Source organism: Thermococcus barophilus MP, assembly GCF_000151105.2.
In the GTDB taxonomy this organism is placed as follows: Archaea; Methanobacteriota_B; Thermococci; order Thermococcales; family Thermococcaceae; genus Thermococcus_B; species Thermococcus_B barophilus.
The window spans coordinates 555293-571154 of the sequence record NC_014804.1; the positions used below are offsets into that span (position 1 = coordinate 555293).

The following is a 15862-nucleotide window of genomic DNA, read 5'->3' on the forward strand; positions in this document are numbered from 1 at the left end:
TCATCACTTCTCAGCGTGCTGACGTCTCTTCATCGGTCACTATTTTTTCGACTTTCACATTTTTAGCATTTTCTCTGGCTTCGTCAAAATCAAAGAAAGGAGTGCGATATTTAAGGAAAAATGCGGTGAATGAGACCGTCATTTTTAATGCTTTCATGAATGGGTATTGCTTGTAGAAGTATGAGAAATATGCCAAAAAAGAATCACCAGCACCTGTTGTTTCAGCAACTGACATTTTTATGGGCTCAAAGTGATACCTTTCCCCTCTATAAACTGCTTCTCCTCTATCAGCTCCATTAGAAATGAGCATGACTTCTGGTTTGTTATCTATCTCATCGAGCATCTCAAACTCATTAACATCTGCATGGACAATTTTGGCGTTGCTTAAAAATGAAGCGTTGGTTTTCTTTAGTCCAACTTTCCCGTTTTCAAAGCTCCTGACGAATCCCTGGACATCAATGGAGATAAAGCCTCTCATTTTCTTTACGATCTCTCCTGAAATCTCATTGGCAACAGGATTTAGAAGTATAATGTCCCAGTTATCAGTAGGAATCTCAGATACTCTAAAAGAGTCAGCTTTGGACAGCAGCCTTAAGATTCGTGTGTTTTCATCGAGATATCTAAGCTCGTAGGTTGTAGTGTATTTTGAGGGAAGAAGCGTAATCCAAATTCCCCTTTCTTTAAGTTCTCTCAACCATTCTTTTGGGAAATCTTTTCCGACTTTGGTTATAATTTCCACATCACAGAAAGGAGAGAGCACCAAGGCAGAATAGTACACTCCCCCACCAATTCTCTCAATTCGAACATTCCCTCTGAGTATTATATCATGGGTTAAATGTCCTACTATCAAGCACTTCATACTTAAATCCCACTTCAGCTCTTATGCACTATAATTTAAAAGCTTGTTCATCAAAAAATTTATTACTTGAAAATCCAACTTTTGTTGGTGTTTCGTTTGATTGAGGGCATATATGTTCCCCATGTGACACCATTTGATGACAATGAGAACATCAATGAAGAAGCCCTGAGAGAGCTTATTCACTACTTTGAAAATGCCAGGGTGAGCGGTTTTGTAACCTTGGGGAGCAATGGCGAGTTCCCGTATCTGAACTTTGAAGAGAAGATGAGAGTTTTAAAAATAGTTTGCGAAGAAACAAACCTGCCAGTTATTGCCGGTGTAACTGAAAATTCAACACGAGAGACTGTAAAACTGGCAAAAGAAGCTTGGAATCTTGGTGTTGATGCCCTTTTGATAGCTCCCCCCTATTATTTCAAACCCAATGAAAAGGAGCTCTTTGCTCACTATTCTGCAATAGCCCAGAGCGTTGAAGCTCCGATCCTGATCTACAATGTTCCCAAGTTCACTGGCATAAACATTCCAATCCAAGTAATTGAGCACTTAGTTGAAGAATATTCGAACATAATAGGGATTAAGGATTCAAGTGGCTCAATTGGGAGGATAGGTGAGCTTATCAGAAGACTCGGCGAAGATATGAGCATCTTAGCTGGAACTGCGGATTTGATTTATCCAGCATTGGCATTAGGAGCCCATGGAGCAGTTATAGCTGTTGCAAATGTTGCTCCCCGCTTATGCGTTGAGCTTTACACCGCTTTTCTTGAAAAGAAATATGAGAGAGCTAAACGTCTTCAACTGATGATAAACTATCTCAACGAGATCTTGGTGAAAAGATACAACCAGATAAGTGCAATAAAGGAAGCTATGAACATGCTTGGCTTAAATGTTGGTTACCCAAGGATGCCCTCCCTGCTACTTGATGAGCAGGCTGTTCAAGAGATTGAATTTGCACTTGCAGAGGTTGGATTGCTGTGAAGGCTCAGCTACGTCGATCCCGGGCATCAATACCCCAAAGGCCAATCTACATCATCGCCTGGGTATATATTAAAAAAGAAGTTAAAAAGTTTTAAATCACAAAACATTCAAGTACTTATGAACCTGAAAGCTCAGCCCAACGTTTTCTCTCCCCAAGATTTTAGCAGCAGCTTTATAAAACTCCATCAGTTGCTTTTGTGTTAAATCAATTGGCTCCTTTGGCTGAATTACCAGTGGGGCTGAGCCTTCAAGAAGAGAAGCATACCATTCGATGTTTTCAAGCTTGGTGTCTTTTGTAACCACAAGCTTGGCATAGACCTTTGCACCAGCCTTCCTCAAGATTTTAATGCTCTCAACTTCCATCATCACTAAATCTCTCCACGCACCTGTTGCTCTTGCGCTTTCATCCTTTATGTCAACGCTTGCGTAATCGACAAGATGGGCAATTTCGGCAATCCTCTCTGGAAAACCTCCGTGAGTTTCGAGGAAGTTCTTAAAGCCGAGTTCACTCGATTTTTCCATTAGCGCTTTCAAAGGTTTAATTTGTAGAGTTGGTTCTCCCCCAGTGTAGCTGATTGAATGAACATCTCCCGTGTCAAGGCTCAAAATAACATCAACAACTTCATCCAAGGTGGCTGGATTGGGTTTGTATTTAAATTCTCCAGAAAAAGGCTCAATCTCATAGCGCCACTGTAGGACTTTTGAGGCGTCTATAAACTGCCTTGAGTCGCACCACACACATCTAAGGTCGCAACCAGCAAATCTGACAAAAATCTGTCTTCTACCGAAAGCTGAGCCTTCCACACTCCCTCCTTCACCCTGCCAGCTGTTAAAGATCTCAGCTAAAATAAGCCTATAGCTCAATTCCCTTCACCTTATCGCTCACATAGCCCTCAAGGATTTCAATTCTAACCTCTCTCTGCTCTCCAGTTAAATCTGCCATCAGCCTCACCGCATTTGCATAGTCCCACAGCCTCCTCTTTGCGTCTTCGTCGATTACCTCACACATCACTATGATCTCTTTTGCATTTTCCCTGCTTGCAATCTCAACTACCCTCATTGCATCACTAACTGTGAAGAGCCCCTTCTTTTTGAACAGCATGAAACCCACCTCAAACGTATTTCATTAAAAGCCCCACGGCTTCTTCCAAAACTTCTCTATCTTCAGCGTCCACTACTCGATCGAGATAATGGAGCGCCTTAATATTTAAAATTAGGTATGCCTCATCTCTATTTAAGCCTAAGTCATATGCCTCATAGAACACAATTTCCCGCTCTAATGCTTCATTGAGCATCCTAATGAAATAATCAATCTCTTCAACGCTTAAATCACTCCAACGGCTTTCAATTTCATCAAAATACCTCTCCAAAATTCTCAAGGTTTCATAATCAACTTTAAGCGTGCCCTCAATGTACGGAAACTCTCCAATGCGGAATATCTTTATCCCTTCATCATCCTGAATTCCCACATAGTCCCACAGAAGGAACCCCTCAATAACATTCCCTCCTCCATAGCGGCTTGTTAAGTATGTGAAGCGTTCCATGATATTTTCCATGTCCATTAAAAACTCTTCTTCATCCTCAAATCTCACGATTTTGCTTATTGTTCCAGTCATTGCTTACACCTGTTGTACTTTCATACTTCATGTAGGGCTAAGTGTTATAAGTCTTTGGCTCCTACATTATTATGCCCGAGGAGTATTGGGTTGCGATGACCTCGGGACCCCCAGGGGGGCGACATCTTTAATGCCCCCCGAATTTCCCACACTCCAGAAAAACTAAAGGGTTCAGAAAAGGGAAAAAGATGAGTTCATTCCTCTTTTATCATCACTAAGAACATCTTGAACTTGTCTACCGCCTTTAAAGCGTGAGGTTCGTTGGCTGGCATCACTATCATGTCTCCTTCTTCAAGGTAATAGGATTTCCCTGAAATCACAACTTCAGCTTTGCCTTCTAAGATATAAACAAGCGCGTCAAAAGGAGCAGTATGCTCGCTCAATCCTTGATCCTTATCAAACGCAAAAACTGTTACTGTGCCGGTTTTCTTATCTATTATGGTTCTGCTTACTACTGCACCTTCCTGATACTCCACCATGTCCTTCAGCTTTTTAACTTTCGGGTGTGCATTCATTTGAGGTCACCTTTATAAACCTCTCAGGGAACATATAAATACCCTGCGCCACACAGTATTTTTATATCCTCCTTTCAACTGTCTCAAGGTGTTACTATGGTCACACTGATCATAGCAGAAAAACCGAATGTCGCAAAAAAGATTGCATATGCCCTTGCTGAAAGAAAACCAATAAGAAAAACACTTTATGGGGTTCCATATTATGAATTAAGCCGTGATGGAAAGAAGATCATCGTAGCTCCAGCAGTTGGTCATCTCTATACATTGGCTCCAAAAACCAAAACCTATGGCTATCCGATTTTTGACATCGAATGGGTTCCGGTCTATGTTGCTGAAAAAGGAAAAAGCTATGCTAAAGATTATATCAAAGCTTTGAGAGAGCTTGCAAAAAGAGCTGATGAGTTTATTGTGGCTTGTGATTATGATACTGAAGGTGAAGTAATCGGTTATACAGCACTAAAATATGCCTGCGGTGTTGATCCAAAGAAAGCAAAGCGTATGAAGTTCTCTGCATTAACAAAGCGGGACATCCTCAAGGCGTGGTACAACCTTGAACCGACAATAAACTTTGGAATGGCAGATGCCGGAATAGCCAGGCACATCCTCGACTGGTACTGGGGTGTCAACCTTTCAAGGGCTCTGACGCATGCCATAAAGCGTGCAAGCGGTAAATGGATGATTTTGAGTACAGGTAGAGTTCAAGGACCTACGCTCAAATTCTTAGTTGAGCGGGAAAAGGAAATTGCAAACTTCAAGCCAACCCCATACTGGGTCATAAAGATGACTTTGGAGAAAAACGGGAAGCAGTATACAGCCACCTACGAAAAAGAGCGCATCTTAGATGAGGAAGAAGCAAAGCGCATTGTTCAAGAGGCTAAGAAAGGGCCAGCTTTTGTCGAGAAAGTTGAAGTCAAGCAGCAGAAGAGAAATCCCCCACATCCATTTGACTTGGGAACACTCCAGAGAGAAGCTTACTCTGCTTTTGGTTATTCTCCAAAGAAGACCTTAGACATTGCACAGCGTCTTTATGAAATGGGAATCTGCTCATACCCCAGAACATCTTCTCAGAAGCTCCCAAAAAATCTAAACTACAAATACATAATTCAAAGCCTCGCAAAGATCCCTGAATATAAACCTTTCGCCCATGAGCTTTTGGGTAAACCTCAGTTGAAACCAGTTGAAGGGCAAAAAGATGACCCAGCTCATCCAGCAATTTACCCTACTGGTGAACTGCCCAAACCCGGAGAGCTAACTCAGGAGGAAAAGAACATCTACGATTTGATAGTTAGAAGATTTTTGGCAGCATTTGCAGATCCAGCAGTTAGGGAGATTATGAAGGTCATAATAAACTCAAACAATCACCACTTCATTTTGAGTGGAGCAAGGACAGTAAAGGAGGGCTGGCTTAAAATTTACGGTAAATATGTCAGCTTTGATGAAGTTATTCTGCCCAAGTTTAGAGAGGGAGAACCTGTCAAGGTTATTCAAATCAAACGTGAGAAAAAGAAGACAAAACCTCCCGCGAGATATTCGCCGGCAAGTGTTATCAAGAAAATGGAGGATCTGGGAATAGGAACAAAGGCAACAAGAGCACAGATTTTGGAGACGCTTTATCAAAGGGGATATATCGAGGGAAAAAAGAAAATTAGGGTAACCCCTCTTGGCATGAAGGTAGTTGAAGCTTTGGAAAAGAACGTACCAGAAATTGTAAGTGTTGAGCTTACAAGGGAATTTGAAGAGAAGATGGACGAAATTATGAAGAGAAAGCTTAGCAAGGATAGGGTCATTGAAGAAGCAAGGGGTCAGCTGATAAAGATTCTCAGGGAGTTTAAAGCCAAAGAACTTGACATAGGCAAGGAACTCATGGAAAAGTTGTTGGAACGTGAAAAAAACAAAAAATCAAAGAAAAAAACTGCTAAAGAGCTGACAGCTGAGGAAGAAGAAGCCATAAAAAACGCTGTTGAAAATCATGAAAAGAAAAGTAATAACCTAATAATTGTGGGAAAATGTCCCAAATGCGGTGGGGATTTAGTTGTGAGATACAACAGAAAAACTGGGAAGCGGTTTGTAGGTTGCTCTAACTGGCCCAGTTGCGATGTCACATATCCTCTTCTTCAGAGAGGGAAAATAATCCCCACAGGAAAAGTTTGTCCCGAGTGCAATGCTCCAGTAGTAAAAATCAAAGAAGGGAAGAAGGAATACGAAGTATGTCTGGATATGAAATGCAAAAAGAAAATGGACAAAAATAAATATTAGCCAGCAAAAAGTATTACAACTCCCCCAACAAAACAAGCAAACCATAACACAAACGCCTTTATCATCTGACCCTTTTCCTCTTCATAAAATCCTGCAATTGACGTCTTATAAATAAACCATCCAGGATAAAGCACCAAAAATATCACGAAAAGATATGCTGCTGTCTTTGGTGATGTCGGTCCCATTATTCTTGCCAAAATGCTACCGACTATGGGCAAAACAGCAAGTTTGTAGGCAGTTGCCAACTTAGGTTCACCCCAAATATTAAATTTTACACAATTGTATAAAAAACTTTTCAAGAAGGATGCAGATTGTTTGTAATAAGTCAAAAAATAGCAAACTTAAAAGTTGCCAAAATTAAAGCGCCTCTTTCAGAAGTTTAAGCATCTTTGGTTTGAGTAGAATCCTTGGATGCTTTATCAGTGCTTTGAAAACTTCCTTGTAGTCTCCAGCAGCTATCTTTTCAGCATCTGCACCGCTTAATGCCTGAACTGCAGCATCAAGCTCATCATCACTGAGCTTCTCACTTATCTGCCTGACCTTTAGAATCCTAAGCAATTTTTGACCTTCTCCAGCCCACCATTCTTCTGTGTAACCTTTGAGAAGTTCAAGGTTCTCTTCGCTCAAAGCTTTGTCGATCCACTTGCTCGCTATTGTTGCCGCTTCCATGGCTTCCGCCATTCCTCCTCCGTGCATTGGATTTACTTGTCTTGCCGCATCTCCGACAACTACAACGTTGTCTTTAACGAGTTCTTTCAAAAAGCCGCCAACAGGAACTCCACCGACGTTAACCTCCAGAATCTTTGTTCCCTTTATGTTGTTCTCTTTGAGCCACTTTTCGAGGTAGTATTTTGCTGTTTTGGGATTATCTCCGTTTATTCCAATTCCAACATTTGCCCTATCTTCATCTTTTGGAAAGATCCATACGTAGCCTCTTGGGGCGATGTTATTTCCAAAGTAGAGGTGAATCAAATCTGGATCGAACTCAAAATTCTCGATTATCATTTCATATTCATAGGCTGAATCAATCTCGTGAGGTGGTAAAAAGCTGTTTATTCCAGCCCATCTTGCCACTCTGCTTTCTACCCCATCAGCCGCGACAATAACGTCAGCATAAATCTCCAAAGGTTCGCCTTCGTGCTTAGCCTTAACTCCAGCTATCTTGCCTTCTTTTCTTATTAAGCCAACAGCCTCTGTCTTTGCCATAACGTCTGCTCCAGCCTTGGCTGCATAATATGCCAGCATCTTGTCAAAGATTTTCCTTTCCAAGATTACACCTGCAACCCTATCATACCTGATTTCAAGTCTATAGCCGCTCGGGGAATATATTGCAGCACCATAAATTTCCCTATTTATAAAACGCCTATCCAACGGAATGTCATACTTTTTAAATGCCTCTATTCCTAAGCCTTCTCCACATCTTTTTGGTGTTCCAATTTCGGCTTTTTTGTCAATCATGAGAACACTGTATCCCTTTTTAGCCAAATTCCTTGAGAGAATTGGCCCCGCAATGCCGGCTCCAACCACTACAACATCATAATGCAGCTCCATTTCACTCACCCTCCTTGGCACTCAATGCTCCAACTGGACATGCCAAAACGCAGAACTTACACCCAATGCATTTTTCTTGAAAGAACTTCCATTCGTCGTTTTCAATTATTATTGCTTCTTTTGGGCACACTGCTACACAAGAGCCACAAAGATAGCACTTTTCTTTATCAATTAGAATCTCAACCTGTGGAAGCGCCATAGATGGACCCCCTTGCTATTTTGCCACTTTTCTCAATTTTTCCTCGTCTATCTTTATTGTTCTGTCTTTTATTGTTAACGGTACAAACTTGTTTAGCTCTTCAGCCTTCTTGATGACCTCCCTCTCCTTGATGTTTAAGCGATCGCTGAGATCTTCAATTGTAGCTTCACCATAAAGCATCAAATAGTGAAGTATTGCCAGCTGTGTCATGTCTCCGATCTCTTCCAAATAGCGTTCCTTTATCGTCTTCACAAGCATATCCCTATAGCTTTCAAGAGACTTTAAAGCCTCCAGCAGGATGTGCAGCTGTTTATTGGCATCAATAAGGTTGAGAACCATAGACTGAAGGGTATTGGGAGACTCTTCAAGGTTTTCCAGATCTATTTCAAATCTCTTCAACTTGGGCTTTTCGTCCAGCTTTATGCCCCTGTACCAAAATAAATTAGGAGTCACAGTGACAACATAAGTGCTTGACAAAGTTATTTTATAATACTTCCTAACAGGCCCTATGAATTTACCTTCCTTCTCGTATGATTTGAGGAGTCCCTCCCTTTCCATGATTTTGAGGTGTTTTGAGACTGCCGTTGAGGAAACGCTAACCTTATTGCTTAATAAGCTGAAGTAGCATTCAGTACAAGTTAAATGACTGAGCAAATCTCTCCTCACCTTATTTCCCAGAATGTAAAATATATCCGGTTCAGACATGTCCCCCACCTACTCAAATTTGTAGCGTAAAGCTTATATAGTGTGCATCCAACCTTTGGTTGACAACTTTAAATTTGCAAACTTTATTAAAATGTTGCACTCTAAAGGTTATAAACCTTTAGCTCAAGAATTTGGAGGTGTTTGGAATGGGATTGATAAGCGATGGAGATAAGAAGGTCATAAGAGAGGAGTTTTTCTCAAAGCTAACTAACCCAGTCAAGCTCATCGTGTTCATTGGCAAAGATCACTGCCAGTACTGCGAGCAGTTAAAGCAGCTTGTTCAGGAAATCAGCGAGCTGAGTGATCTTGTTAGCTTTGAAGTTCATGACTTCGACACTGAAAAGGAACTGGCACAGAGATACAGGGTTGACAGAGCTCCAGTTACAGTAATCACCCAAGACGGAAAGGATTTTGGCGTCAGATACTTTGGTCTCCCAGCAGGGCACGAGTTCGGTGCATTCCTTGAGGACATAGTTGATGTCTCCAACGGAACAACTGACTTGATGAAAGAAACCAAGGAAACACTCAAAGAAATCGATAGGGACGTCAGAATCTTGGTCTTTGTCACCCCAACCTGTCCGTACTGCCCCATGGCAGTTAGAATGGCTCACAAGTTTGCCCTCGAAAATGCACTTGCTGGAAAGAACAAAATACTTGGAGACATGGTTGAGGCTATTGAGTACCCAGAATGGGCTGACCAGTACAGGGTGATGGCGGTTCCAAAGATTGTCATACAGGTTGACGGTGTCGACAAAGTTGAGTTTGAGGGCGCATATCCAGAAAAGATGTTCCTTGAGAAACTTCTTGAGGCACTCGAGTGATTTTTTTAAAGCCTTTTTCTATTTTAATTTTGATGACAATGAGGATTTTCATCATCAAAGCAAATCATGCTCATACAAAAGCGGATTTCAGTCTGAAAGATCTACCCGGGACAAGTGGTAGGATTGATTTACTCTGCCGAAGCATTAACTCCGCTTTTTTGCTCTCCCATGGCTTTCGCAAAAATGTTAGGGTTTGGCTAAATCTAAATGGTCCTCCGAATCCGCCTAAAACCATTCGATTCGAAGGTAGCGAGATTAGACCCAAGACAATAAATCCAGATGAGAGGAGCATTGCAAAACTGATAATTAAAGCACTAAAAGCTGGCGAAAGGATCAAAGATCCCAGCAAAGAGCATCAAGTCTTGCCCGGAATTCACATCAGCAATTTAACCTTTGAGGACATAATCAGAAAAACCCTCAAGACTGCAAAGCTCTACTACCTTCACGAAGAAGGTAAACCGATAGCTGAGGTTAACTTTAAAGGAAACATTGCGTTTATTCTTGGAGATCATGTTGGATTATCTGATGAAGATGAGGCTTTCCTTGAAAACATTGCAGAAAAGATTAGCATCGGAAGAAAGAGTTACCTAACCTCACATGTTATTGCCTATGTCAACATCTTTCTGGATAATTTGGGTATTTAGGCTTCTTCTTTTTCGAATTCAAGCTTTAATGCTGTGTGCTCCTGCTTAATTTTTTGGACAAGTTGGGATATTTCATCACTTAAGCTTCTTAGCTTTTCTGATAGCTTGCTGAGCTCTTCAACTACAAGTTCGAGGGCTTTCTCGCTCTCTTCTACCTCACGCATTGCTTCTGCAAGCTTTTCTTCTTCCTCCTTCTTGTAAATCTCGATTTTCAGGCTGTCAAAATTCCATTCAATTTTTCCATCTTTAATATCAAACTCAGCCTCAATTCTTACAACGTCCTCTTTTTTAACTCCAATTTCTTGGAATTTGTTGAAGAGATACTGGTTAAGCTCGGCGGCAGCCCTAACAACTTCTTCGGGATTAACTTTTCCCCTTGTAATAGCGAATAAAACTTTTCTCACCTTGTTTGCATAACCAGCCGCTCTAACAAAACCAGTTAAGAGGCGGGGCATGTTAACCACCATATTCTTTTTATTGTTTAAAATTATAAATCAGTATCGGTGAACTGCATGAATATCCTGATTTTTGGACCTCCTGGAAGCGGAAAATCCACACATTCTCGAAAAATAATTGAAAAATACAATCTGGTATATATCTCCTCCGGCGATATAATTAGGGGAGAAATAAACAAAGGTACTACACTTGGAAGAGAGATGGAGAAATATCTTTCACAGGGAGATTTAATCCCCGACATTGTGGTTAATACTCTTGTCCTCTCAAGACTTAGGAGAACACGAAACAACTTTATAATCGATGGATATCCCAGAACTGCAGAGCAGGTTTTGGCATTGGAGAACTATTTATATGATCACGGAATTAGGCTGGATGTTGCAATTGATATATTCATATCAAAGGAGGAAAGCATTGAGAGAATAAGTGGAAGGAGAATATGCAGTAAGTGCGGGGCAGTATACCATGTCCACTATAAACCACCAAAGATCCCAAACACGTGTGACATATGTGGCGGGAAGATCATCCAGAGACCTGATGATAAACCGGAAATCGTTTCAAAGAGGTATGACGTTTATATAAAAAACATGAGACCAATAATCAAGTTCTATAGAAAACAGGGGGTATATGTCCAAATTAACGGTCATGGTGGAATTGAGGAAGTGTGGGAGAGAATCAGACCGCTTTTAGATTACATCTACAACAAAGAGAAAAAGAGAAAGGAGCATGAATGACAGAAAAATCTTTTATTTCAAACAACAAACTTGACTTGGGTGAGTCTTGATGAAAGTGAAGTTTTATGCAACATTGAGAGACCTGACCGGAAAAAAAGAGATTGAAATCAAGGGTGTAAAAACCGTAAAGGAACTTTTGGACACGCTTGACAAGATGTTTCCAGGGATCAAAAAAGAGCTAATTGATGAAGATGGAGACGTTAACGGCATGATACTCGTCAATGGACACAATATTGTCCATCTGAAGCTTTGGGATACAGAGCTGAAAGAGGAGGATGTGGTACATATATTCCCCCCCGCTGGTGGTGGTTAATGGCTGTTGCAGAAATTTGCCTCTTTCCTCTCGGAACAGATACTCCAAGTGTTGGAAATTATCTTGAACCAGTGATTGAGGAGATAAGAAGGAGTGGGCTAAAGTACATGGTCTGCCCAATGGGAACCGTAGTAGAAGGCAATATTGATTCAATTCTTAGACTAATTAAAAGATGCCATGAAGTAATTTTCAAAGCTGGAGCAAAAAGGGTGGTAATAAGTGTGAAAATTGATGACAGGATAGATAAACCTATCACAATAGAAAGCAAGCTTGGGATTTAAGATGGCACAGTATTTTGATAAAATTGCTTACCGCTATGATGCATGGTATCAAACAAAGGTTGGGCAGTACGTTGATAGAACGGAAAAAAGGCTCATTTTTTCTATGATTAAAACGAAAAGAGGACGGGCACTTGACTTGGGCTGTGGTACTGGAAATTACACCCTCGAGCTCTATAGAAGGGGCTTTGATGTGATAGGGGTTGACCTGAGTCAAGAAATGCTCAAAATTGCCAAAGCTAAAATCCCAGATGTTCTTTTTATCCGGGCCAATGCATACAACCTGCCATTCAAAAAAGAAGCCTTTGATTTGGTATTAAGCGTTACAATGTTTGAGTTTATTCACGAACCTGAAAAAGTTCTGAATGAAATATACAGGATATTAAAGCTAGGAGGGGAAGTGGTTATTGGAACCATGAATGGAAAAAGCTTGTGGTTCCTCTTCAAGCGAGTTAAAAGCCTGTTTGTTGAAACAGCATACAGATATGCAAGGTTCTACACTTCAAAAGAACTGGAATCACTCTTAGCAAATGCAGGATTCAGCGATGTGGAAAGCAAGAGTGTTATATTTTTCCCATCATTCTTCCCGTTTGTTGGGATTGCAGAGAAAGTTGACCGCAAAGTTAACAAAAAGTTGAAGAATCTTGGGGCGTTCATAGCTGTTAGGGGAGTTAAGAAGTGACAGAAAAGAAGGAGATACTCTTGATAACAAGAGAAAAAGCATTCGAAAGAGCAAGACACCTCAAACGAGAAAACGAGCTTATCTACGGCGTTAAATTCATCATAGATCATAAATATCTTCCGCTTGATATCCTGATACCTACTCAAAGAGAGCTAAGTGAAGCAAAGCTGCTAATTGTTTTACAGGAGATCAAGCATGGTTACGACGCTCCTATTATAGTGTTGGAACATCAGAAGAAATATTACATCCTTGATGGTCACCACAGAGCTTATGCACTTAAAAAGCTGGGGTTTTCTCAAGTGGAATGCCTAATTCTAAAACCAAAAAAAGAAATTAAAACAAAAATTGAAGAAACAGTTCAAAGATCAAAACTAAAAAGTTTAGACGACATAAAAATAGTGAGAAACAAACACTAACCCTGGCTATAGATCACATACTCTTTGTCCGCTATAAACACTGGCTCAATTCTCTTGCCTCTTATAATAACTTTATCGGCACCGTACTTCTGCTTGAGCTGTTCTATATACTGGGCAAAGACTTGAGGCATCTCCACATCTGCAGTTATTGTGTTTACACCAGCTTTAACTGAAATGCCTTCTTTAACTGGTACATACTTTATGATGTCCATATATGGCTCAAATGCTGCATTCTCGTCCTCATTGTTTGTTCCTTGTGTTCTGACCAGATAGATAATTGTAGCCCTCAAATATAGGCTAACTGTGTAGTCCTTGTCAAACTCTGCCTTTAATGTGAGTTTACCGCTTTTTCCCTCTGGGACAACATAAATTGGGTTGGAAAGTTTGCCATTGAATTCTGGGGCACTTACTAATGCTCCCACAGGGCCTTTTTGGATGAGTACAATCTCATACTTAGTTGCATTTGGAACATTGAGCATTACTTCAACTGGTTTCTCATTCAGATGATCAATGTTAACATTGGTTGCTATTGTTTCATCTGCTATCAGCTTTCCGTTTTTGTATGCCCTGAGCTTTATTGTCGCATCCTTCACGTCTCTACCAAAGGCTGATATGTAGAGTCTGGCTTTATACTCTCCGGGCTCAAGCTTTTTGATAGGGCTCCACGTTCCATTTTTATAAACCTCTATCTTGTAAACTACAAATGGGTGGAACTCATAGACGTTAATGTCGCCCGTTGATTTAACAAGCCGGAAGTTTGGAACCCCATTTCCTCCTAAAAATGCCATCCTGATAAAGTTGCTGAAGGCTATTTTGTGATATGTAAGAAGAGCATAATTGGGAAATATCCACACGATACCGGGATATGTTCCCTGTTCCCTGACTACTTCTCCAGTCTGAACAAATATAGCCTGTATGGGTTCAAGCTGCTGGTTCTGGATTTGAATTATAACCTTTTTCTTGCCGTTCTGCTCAATTACCCTTATAACCTGGTTTTGGTTGAGCACATAGAGATTGTTCCCATATTTCTGGAAAGGCAGGATCATGCCAAGATTATCCCTCTCCTTTCTGCTTATTGCTCCCCCGAGATAGCTTATTGCGTTAAACTTGAAGATGTCTTGCGTCCACACTATGAAGTAGTTGAGCTCCCAGCTTTCAAAGTCGACCTCACTTTTTGTTCCATCATTTGCAAGGAATCTTGCTAAGATGTAATCCCTATCCCTTGCATGCCCTCCATCAGCAGGAGCTCTCCTATTACCGAGAAGGCTCGACTCTATCCAGTACCCATAATCCCACCATGAAGTGGCAGTTGAAAGCTTGGGTGTATTCTGGTTCAGCCACTTTAATGTTTCTTCCCAAGATGGGGTTACTGAGCCCGCTCTTGCCATGGCTTTTGCTTGAGAATTCATGCTTGTTGCACCAACTACTGGAATTGGAATAAAGAGAATTATTAGAAGCACAGCGTACAAAGCCTTCGTGGATGCTTTCTCCTTCATGTTCTCAACAAAGCTAAACAGCTCTCCGATAAGTATCCCGAATACCAAAATGACGGCACCTGAAGCTAAGAACAGGAACCTCACTGCAGTCCACATTAAGTAGAGGGACATTGTATAGTAAATCAGTACAAACAGCTGCTTTTCATCGATTTTTCCTTCTCTGGACAAGCTAAGCACAAAGCGAAGTGCCACCGCTAAAATTCCAAGCAGAGAGATTAAAAATATCATTCCATCTGAGGATTTCACTGCATAGTATCTTGAGACATCATTCCAAGTTGTCTTTGCAAGCTCTTGAACGGTTTCATAAACCTGAGTTGACTGGTATGCCCCACTCATGAGCTTAAACAGCTTTGGACCTACATATGCGTATGCTCCAGCGAATCCCAGAAGGACTATTATCGCAACTACAGCAAATCTGTGTTTTCTGTCAGAATAGTTCAGCTTAAATCTCTCACCATAGAGCATCACCAGGGTTAACAGTACAAGTGCTATGAATACCTCGAAGGCAAACCTGATAAAGCTCCTGACGCGTATTATGCCGGGTAGAGTTAGCAAATACCCCAAAATGAGCACTGCAAAATATGCTGGATAAAAGTCTTTGATGAACTCTTTGAATTTTTCGATTTTTCCAAAGATAAACAGAAGGATAGCATAAACGCTACCAAAACCAAGAAGAACCATTAATCCAAATGGAGAACCGTTCCACACACTCAGAGAGGTGACGGAAAATATCACAAATAATGCCCCCCACAGATATCTCTTTCTGCTTTTCGAGTCCAGATACATAAACAGTGCAATGACGGCATAAAGGAACAACATCAAAAACGGTCCATCACCTCTGTTGTTTCCTGAAAATGTCCTCACAAAGTGTGCTGTGGAAAACATCATGACTAAAGCGGCCCAGAGCCCAGCCCAGTCTGAATGGAACTTCTTTCCAAGTAAGTAGATTGCAATAATGCTGAAGAATCCGACCAAAGGTGGCCAGAGCTTAAAGACCGCTATTTCGCTGTATCCAAATATGGAAAGGAATTTGTACAGCAATGCCGGTAGCATGTAAAGTCCAAGGGGTTCGGCTATCTTAGATCCAAAAGGTGCATCCGCCATCATGTAGTATTTTGGTATCCACTCCTTTATTGTGAGCTTATAAATTTCAAAATGATAGAATGTGTCGGGATCTATGAAGTACTTGTAGCTTGCTGTCTGATATCTGATTTTGAAGCCAATTAACGCAACAATCACGACTAAGATTGGAAAAGCGTACCTTCTGAGTTTGTTAAAATCGAATGATTGTTCGGAATGAGTTTTTTGCTCTCCGGATTTTTCTTTAACTTTCGTCTTCACCATTCAAACCA

Annotated in this window: 20 protein-coding genes; 9 read left to right on the forward strand and 11 right to left on the reverse strand. The window is 40.9% G+C overall.

Going from position 1 to position 15862, the window contains the following annotated elements; all coding sequences use genetic code 11:
• Positions 1-10: 10 nt before the first annotated feature.
• Entirely contained in the window at positions 11-859 is an 849-nt protein-coding gene (locus tag TERMP_RS03220; RefSeq protein ID WP_013466921.1) for a carbohydrate kinase family protein, read from the reverse strand.
• Between the two features lie 87 nt (positions 860-946).
• Between TERMP_RS03220 and dapA the strand changes: the two genes are divergently transcribed.
• Complete coding sequence (gene dapA / locus TERMP_RS03225) at positions 947-1831, forward strand: 4-hydroxy-tetrahydrodipicolinate synthase (protein WP_235507162.1); 885 nt, start codon at positions 947-949, stop codon at positions 1829-1831.
• A 96-nt stretch (positions 1832-1927) separates the two neighbouring features.
• Here the strand turns inward: dapA and TERMP_RS03230 are convergent, their stop codons facing one another.
• The 4 genes from TERMP_RS03230 to TERMP_RS03245 all read right to left on the reverse strand — a co-directional run bounded on the left by TERMP_RS03230 (position 1928) and on the right by TERMP_RS03245 (position 3962).
• Positions 1928-2695: a 7-carboxy-7-deazaguanine synthase QueE gene (locus TERMP_RS03230; RefSeq protein ID WP_013466923.1), complete on the reverse strand. Its 768-nt coding sequence runs from the start codon at positions 2693-2695 to the stop codon at positions 1928-1930.
• A complete protein-coding gene (locus TERMP_RS03235; RefSeq protein ID WP_013466924.1) occupies positions 2685-2933 on the reverse strand; it encodes a hypothetical protein in 249 nt (82 codons plus the stop codon). The genes TERMP_RS03230 and TERMP_RS03235 overlap by 11 nt, the downstream gene beginning before the upstream one ends.
• Before the next feature lie 10 nt (positions 2934-2943).
• Positions 2944-3447: a hypothetical protein gene (locus TERMP_RS03240; protein WP_013466925.1), complete on the reverse strand. Its 504-nt coding sequence runs from the start codon at positions 3445-3447 to the stop codon at positions 2944-2946.
• Between the two features lie 194 nt (positions 3448-3641).
• The gene (locus TERMP_RS03245) at positions 3642-3962 is read right to left on the reverse strand and encodes a cupin domain-containing protein (RefSeq protein WP_013466926.1); all 321 of its coding nucleotides are present in this window, start codon (positions 3960-3962) and stop codon (positions 3642-3644) included.
• A gap of 96 nt (positions 3963-4058) precedes the next feature.
• Between TERMP_RS03245 and topA the strand changes: the two genes are divergently transcribed.
• Entirely contained in the window at positions 4059-6218 is a 2160-nt protein-coding gene (gene topA, locus TERMP_RS03250; protein WP_013466927.1) for a DNA topoisomerase I, read from the forward strand.
• Here topA and TERMP_RS03255 read toward each other — a convergent pair.
• The 4 genes from TERMP_RS03255 to surR form a co-directional block, all read right to left on the reverse strand.
• Positions 6215-6463 (reverse strand): hypothetical protein, encoded by a 249-nt coding sequence (locus tag TERMP_RS03255; RefSeq protein WP_013466928.1) that lies wholly within the window; start codon positions 6461-6463, stop codon positions 6215-6217. The genes topA and TERMP_RS03255 overlap by 4 nt on opposite strands.
• Positions 6464-6575: 112 nt before the next feature.
• On the reverse strand, positions 6576-7763 hold the full coding sequence (locus TERMP_RS03260; protein ID WP_193385913.1) for a geranylgeranyl reductase family protein: 1188 nt from the start codon (positions 7761-7763) through the stop codon (positions 6576-6578).
• A gap of 7 nt (positions 7764-7770) precedes the next feature.
• On the reverse strand, positions 7771-7968 hold the full coding sequence (locus TERMP_RS03265; RefSeq protein WP_013466930.1) for a DUF362 domain-containing protein: 198 nt from the start codon (positions 7966-7968) through the stop codon (positions 7771-7773).
• A gap of 15 nt (positions 7969-7983) precedes the next feature.
• A complete protein-coding gene (surR, locus tag TERMP_RS03270) occupies positions 7984-8673 on the reverse strand; it encodes a sulfur metabolism transcriptional regulator SurR (protein WP_013466931.1) in 690 nt (229 codons plus the stop codon).
• A gap of 146 nt (positions 8674-8819) precedes the next feature.
• Here surR and pdo point away from each other — a divergent pair, with 146 nt between their 5' ends.
• Both pdo and trmY read left to right on the forward strand, forming a co-directional pair.
• Entirely contained in the window at positions 8820-9494 is a 675-nt protein-coding gene (pdo, locus tag TERMP_RS03275; RefSeq protein ID WP_013466932.1) for a protein disulfide oxidoreductase, read from the forward strand.
• Between the two features lie 38 nt (positions 9495-9532).
• Positions 9533-10138, forward strand: a complete 606-nt coding sequence (gene trmY, locus TERMP_RS03280; RefSeq protein WP_013466933.1) for a tRNA (pseudouridine(54)-N(1))-methyltransferase TrmY — start codon at positions 9533-9535, stop codon at positions 10136-10138.
• Here trmY and TERMP_RS03285 read toward each other — a convergent pair.
• Positions 10135-10593: a single- stranded DNA-binding family protein gene (locus TERMP_RS03285; RefSeq protein ID WP_013466934.1), complete on the reverse strand. Its 459-nt coding sequence runs from the start codon at positions 10591-10593 to the stop codon at positions 10135-10137. The two genes, trmY and TERMP_RS03285, sit on opposite strands and share 4 nt — an antisense overlap.
• 57 nt (positions 10594-10650) lie before the next feature.
• Between TERMP_RS03285 and TERMP_RS03290 the strand changes: the two genes are divergently transcribed.
• From TERMP_RS03290 to TERMP_RS03310, 5 genes are read left to right on the forward strand one after another with little or no spacing between them, the layout of a single operon-like run.
• Positions 10651-11325 (forward strand): adenylate kinase, encoded by a 675-nt coding sequence (locus TERMP_RS03290; protein WP_013466935.1) that lies wholly within the window; start codon positions 10651-10653, stop codon positions 11323-11325.
• Between the two features lie 49 nt (positions 11326-11374).
• Complete coding sequence (locus TERMP_RS03295; RefSeq protein ID WP_013466936.1) at positions 11375-11638, forward strand: ubiquitin-like small modifier protein 1; 264 nt, start codon at positions 11375-11377, stop codon at positions 11636-11638.
• The gene (locus tag TERMP_RS03300) at positions 11638-11919 is read left to right on the forward strand and encodes an MTH1187 family thiamine-binding protein (RefSeq protein ID WP_013466937.1); all 282 of its coding nucleotides are present in this window, start codon (positions 11638-11640) and stop codon (positions 11917-11919) included. The genes TERMP_RS03295 and TERMP_RS03300 overlap by 1 nt, the downstream gene beginning before the upstream one ends.
• A 1-nt stretch (position 11920) precedes the next feature.
• A complete protein-coding gene (locus TERMP_RS03305) occupies positions 11921-12598 on the forward strand; it encodes a class I SAM-dependent methyltransferase (RefSeq protein ID WP_013466938.1) in 678 nt (225 codons plus the stop codon).
• Entirely contained in the window at positions 12595-13014 is a 420-nt protein-coding gene (locus TERMP_RS03310) for a ParB/RepB/Spo0J family partition protein (protein ID WP_013466939.1), read from the forward strand. Before TERMP_RS03305 ends, TERMP_RS03310 begins: the two co-directional genes overlap by 4 nt.
• Here the strand turns inward: TERMP_RS03310 and TERMP_RS03315 are convergent.
• Positions 13011-15854: a peptide transporter gene (locus TERMP_RS03315; RefSeq protein ID WP_013466940.1), complete on the reverse strand. Its 2844-nt coding sequence runs from the start codon at positions 15852-15854 to the stop codon at positions 13011-13013. The genes TERMP_RS03310 and TERMP_RS03315 overlap by 4 nt on opposite strands.
• Positions 15855-15862 lie beyond the last annotated feature (8 nt).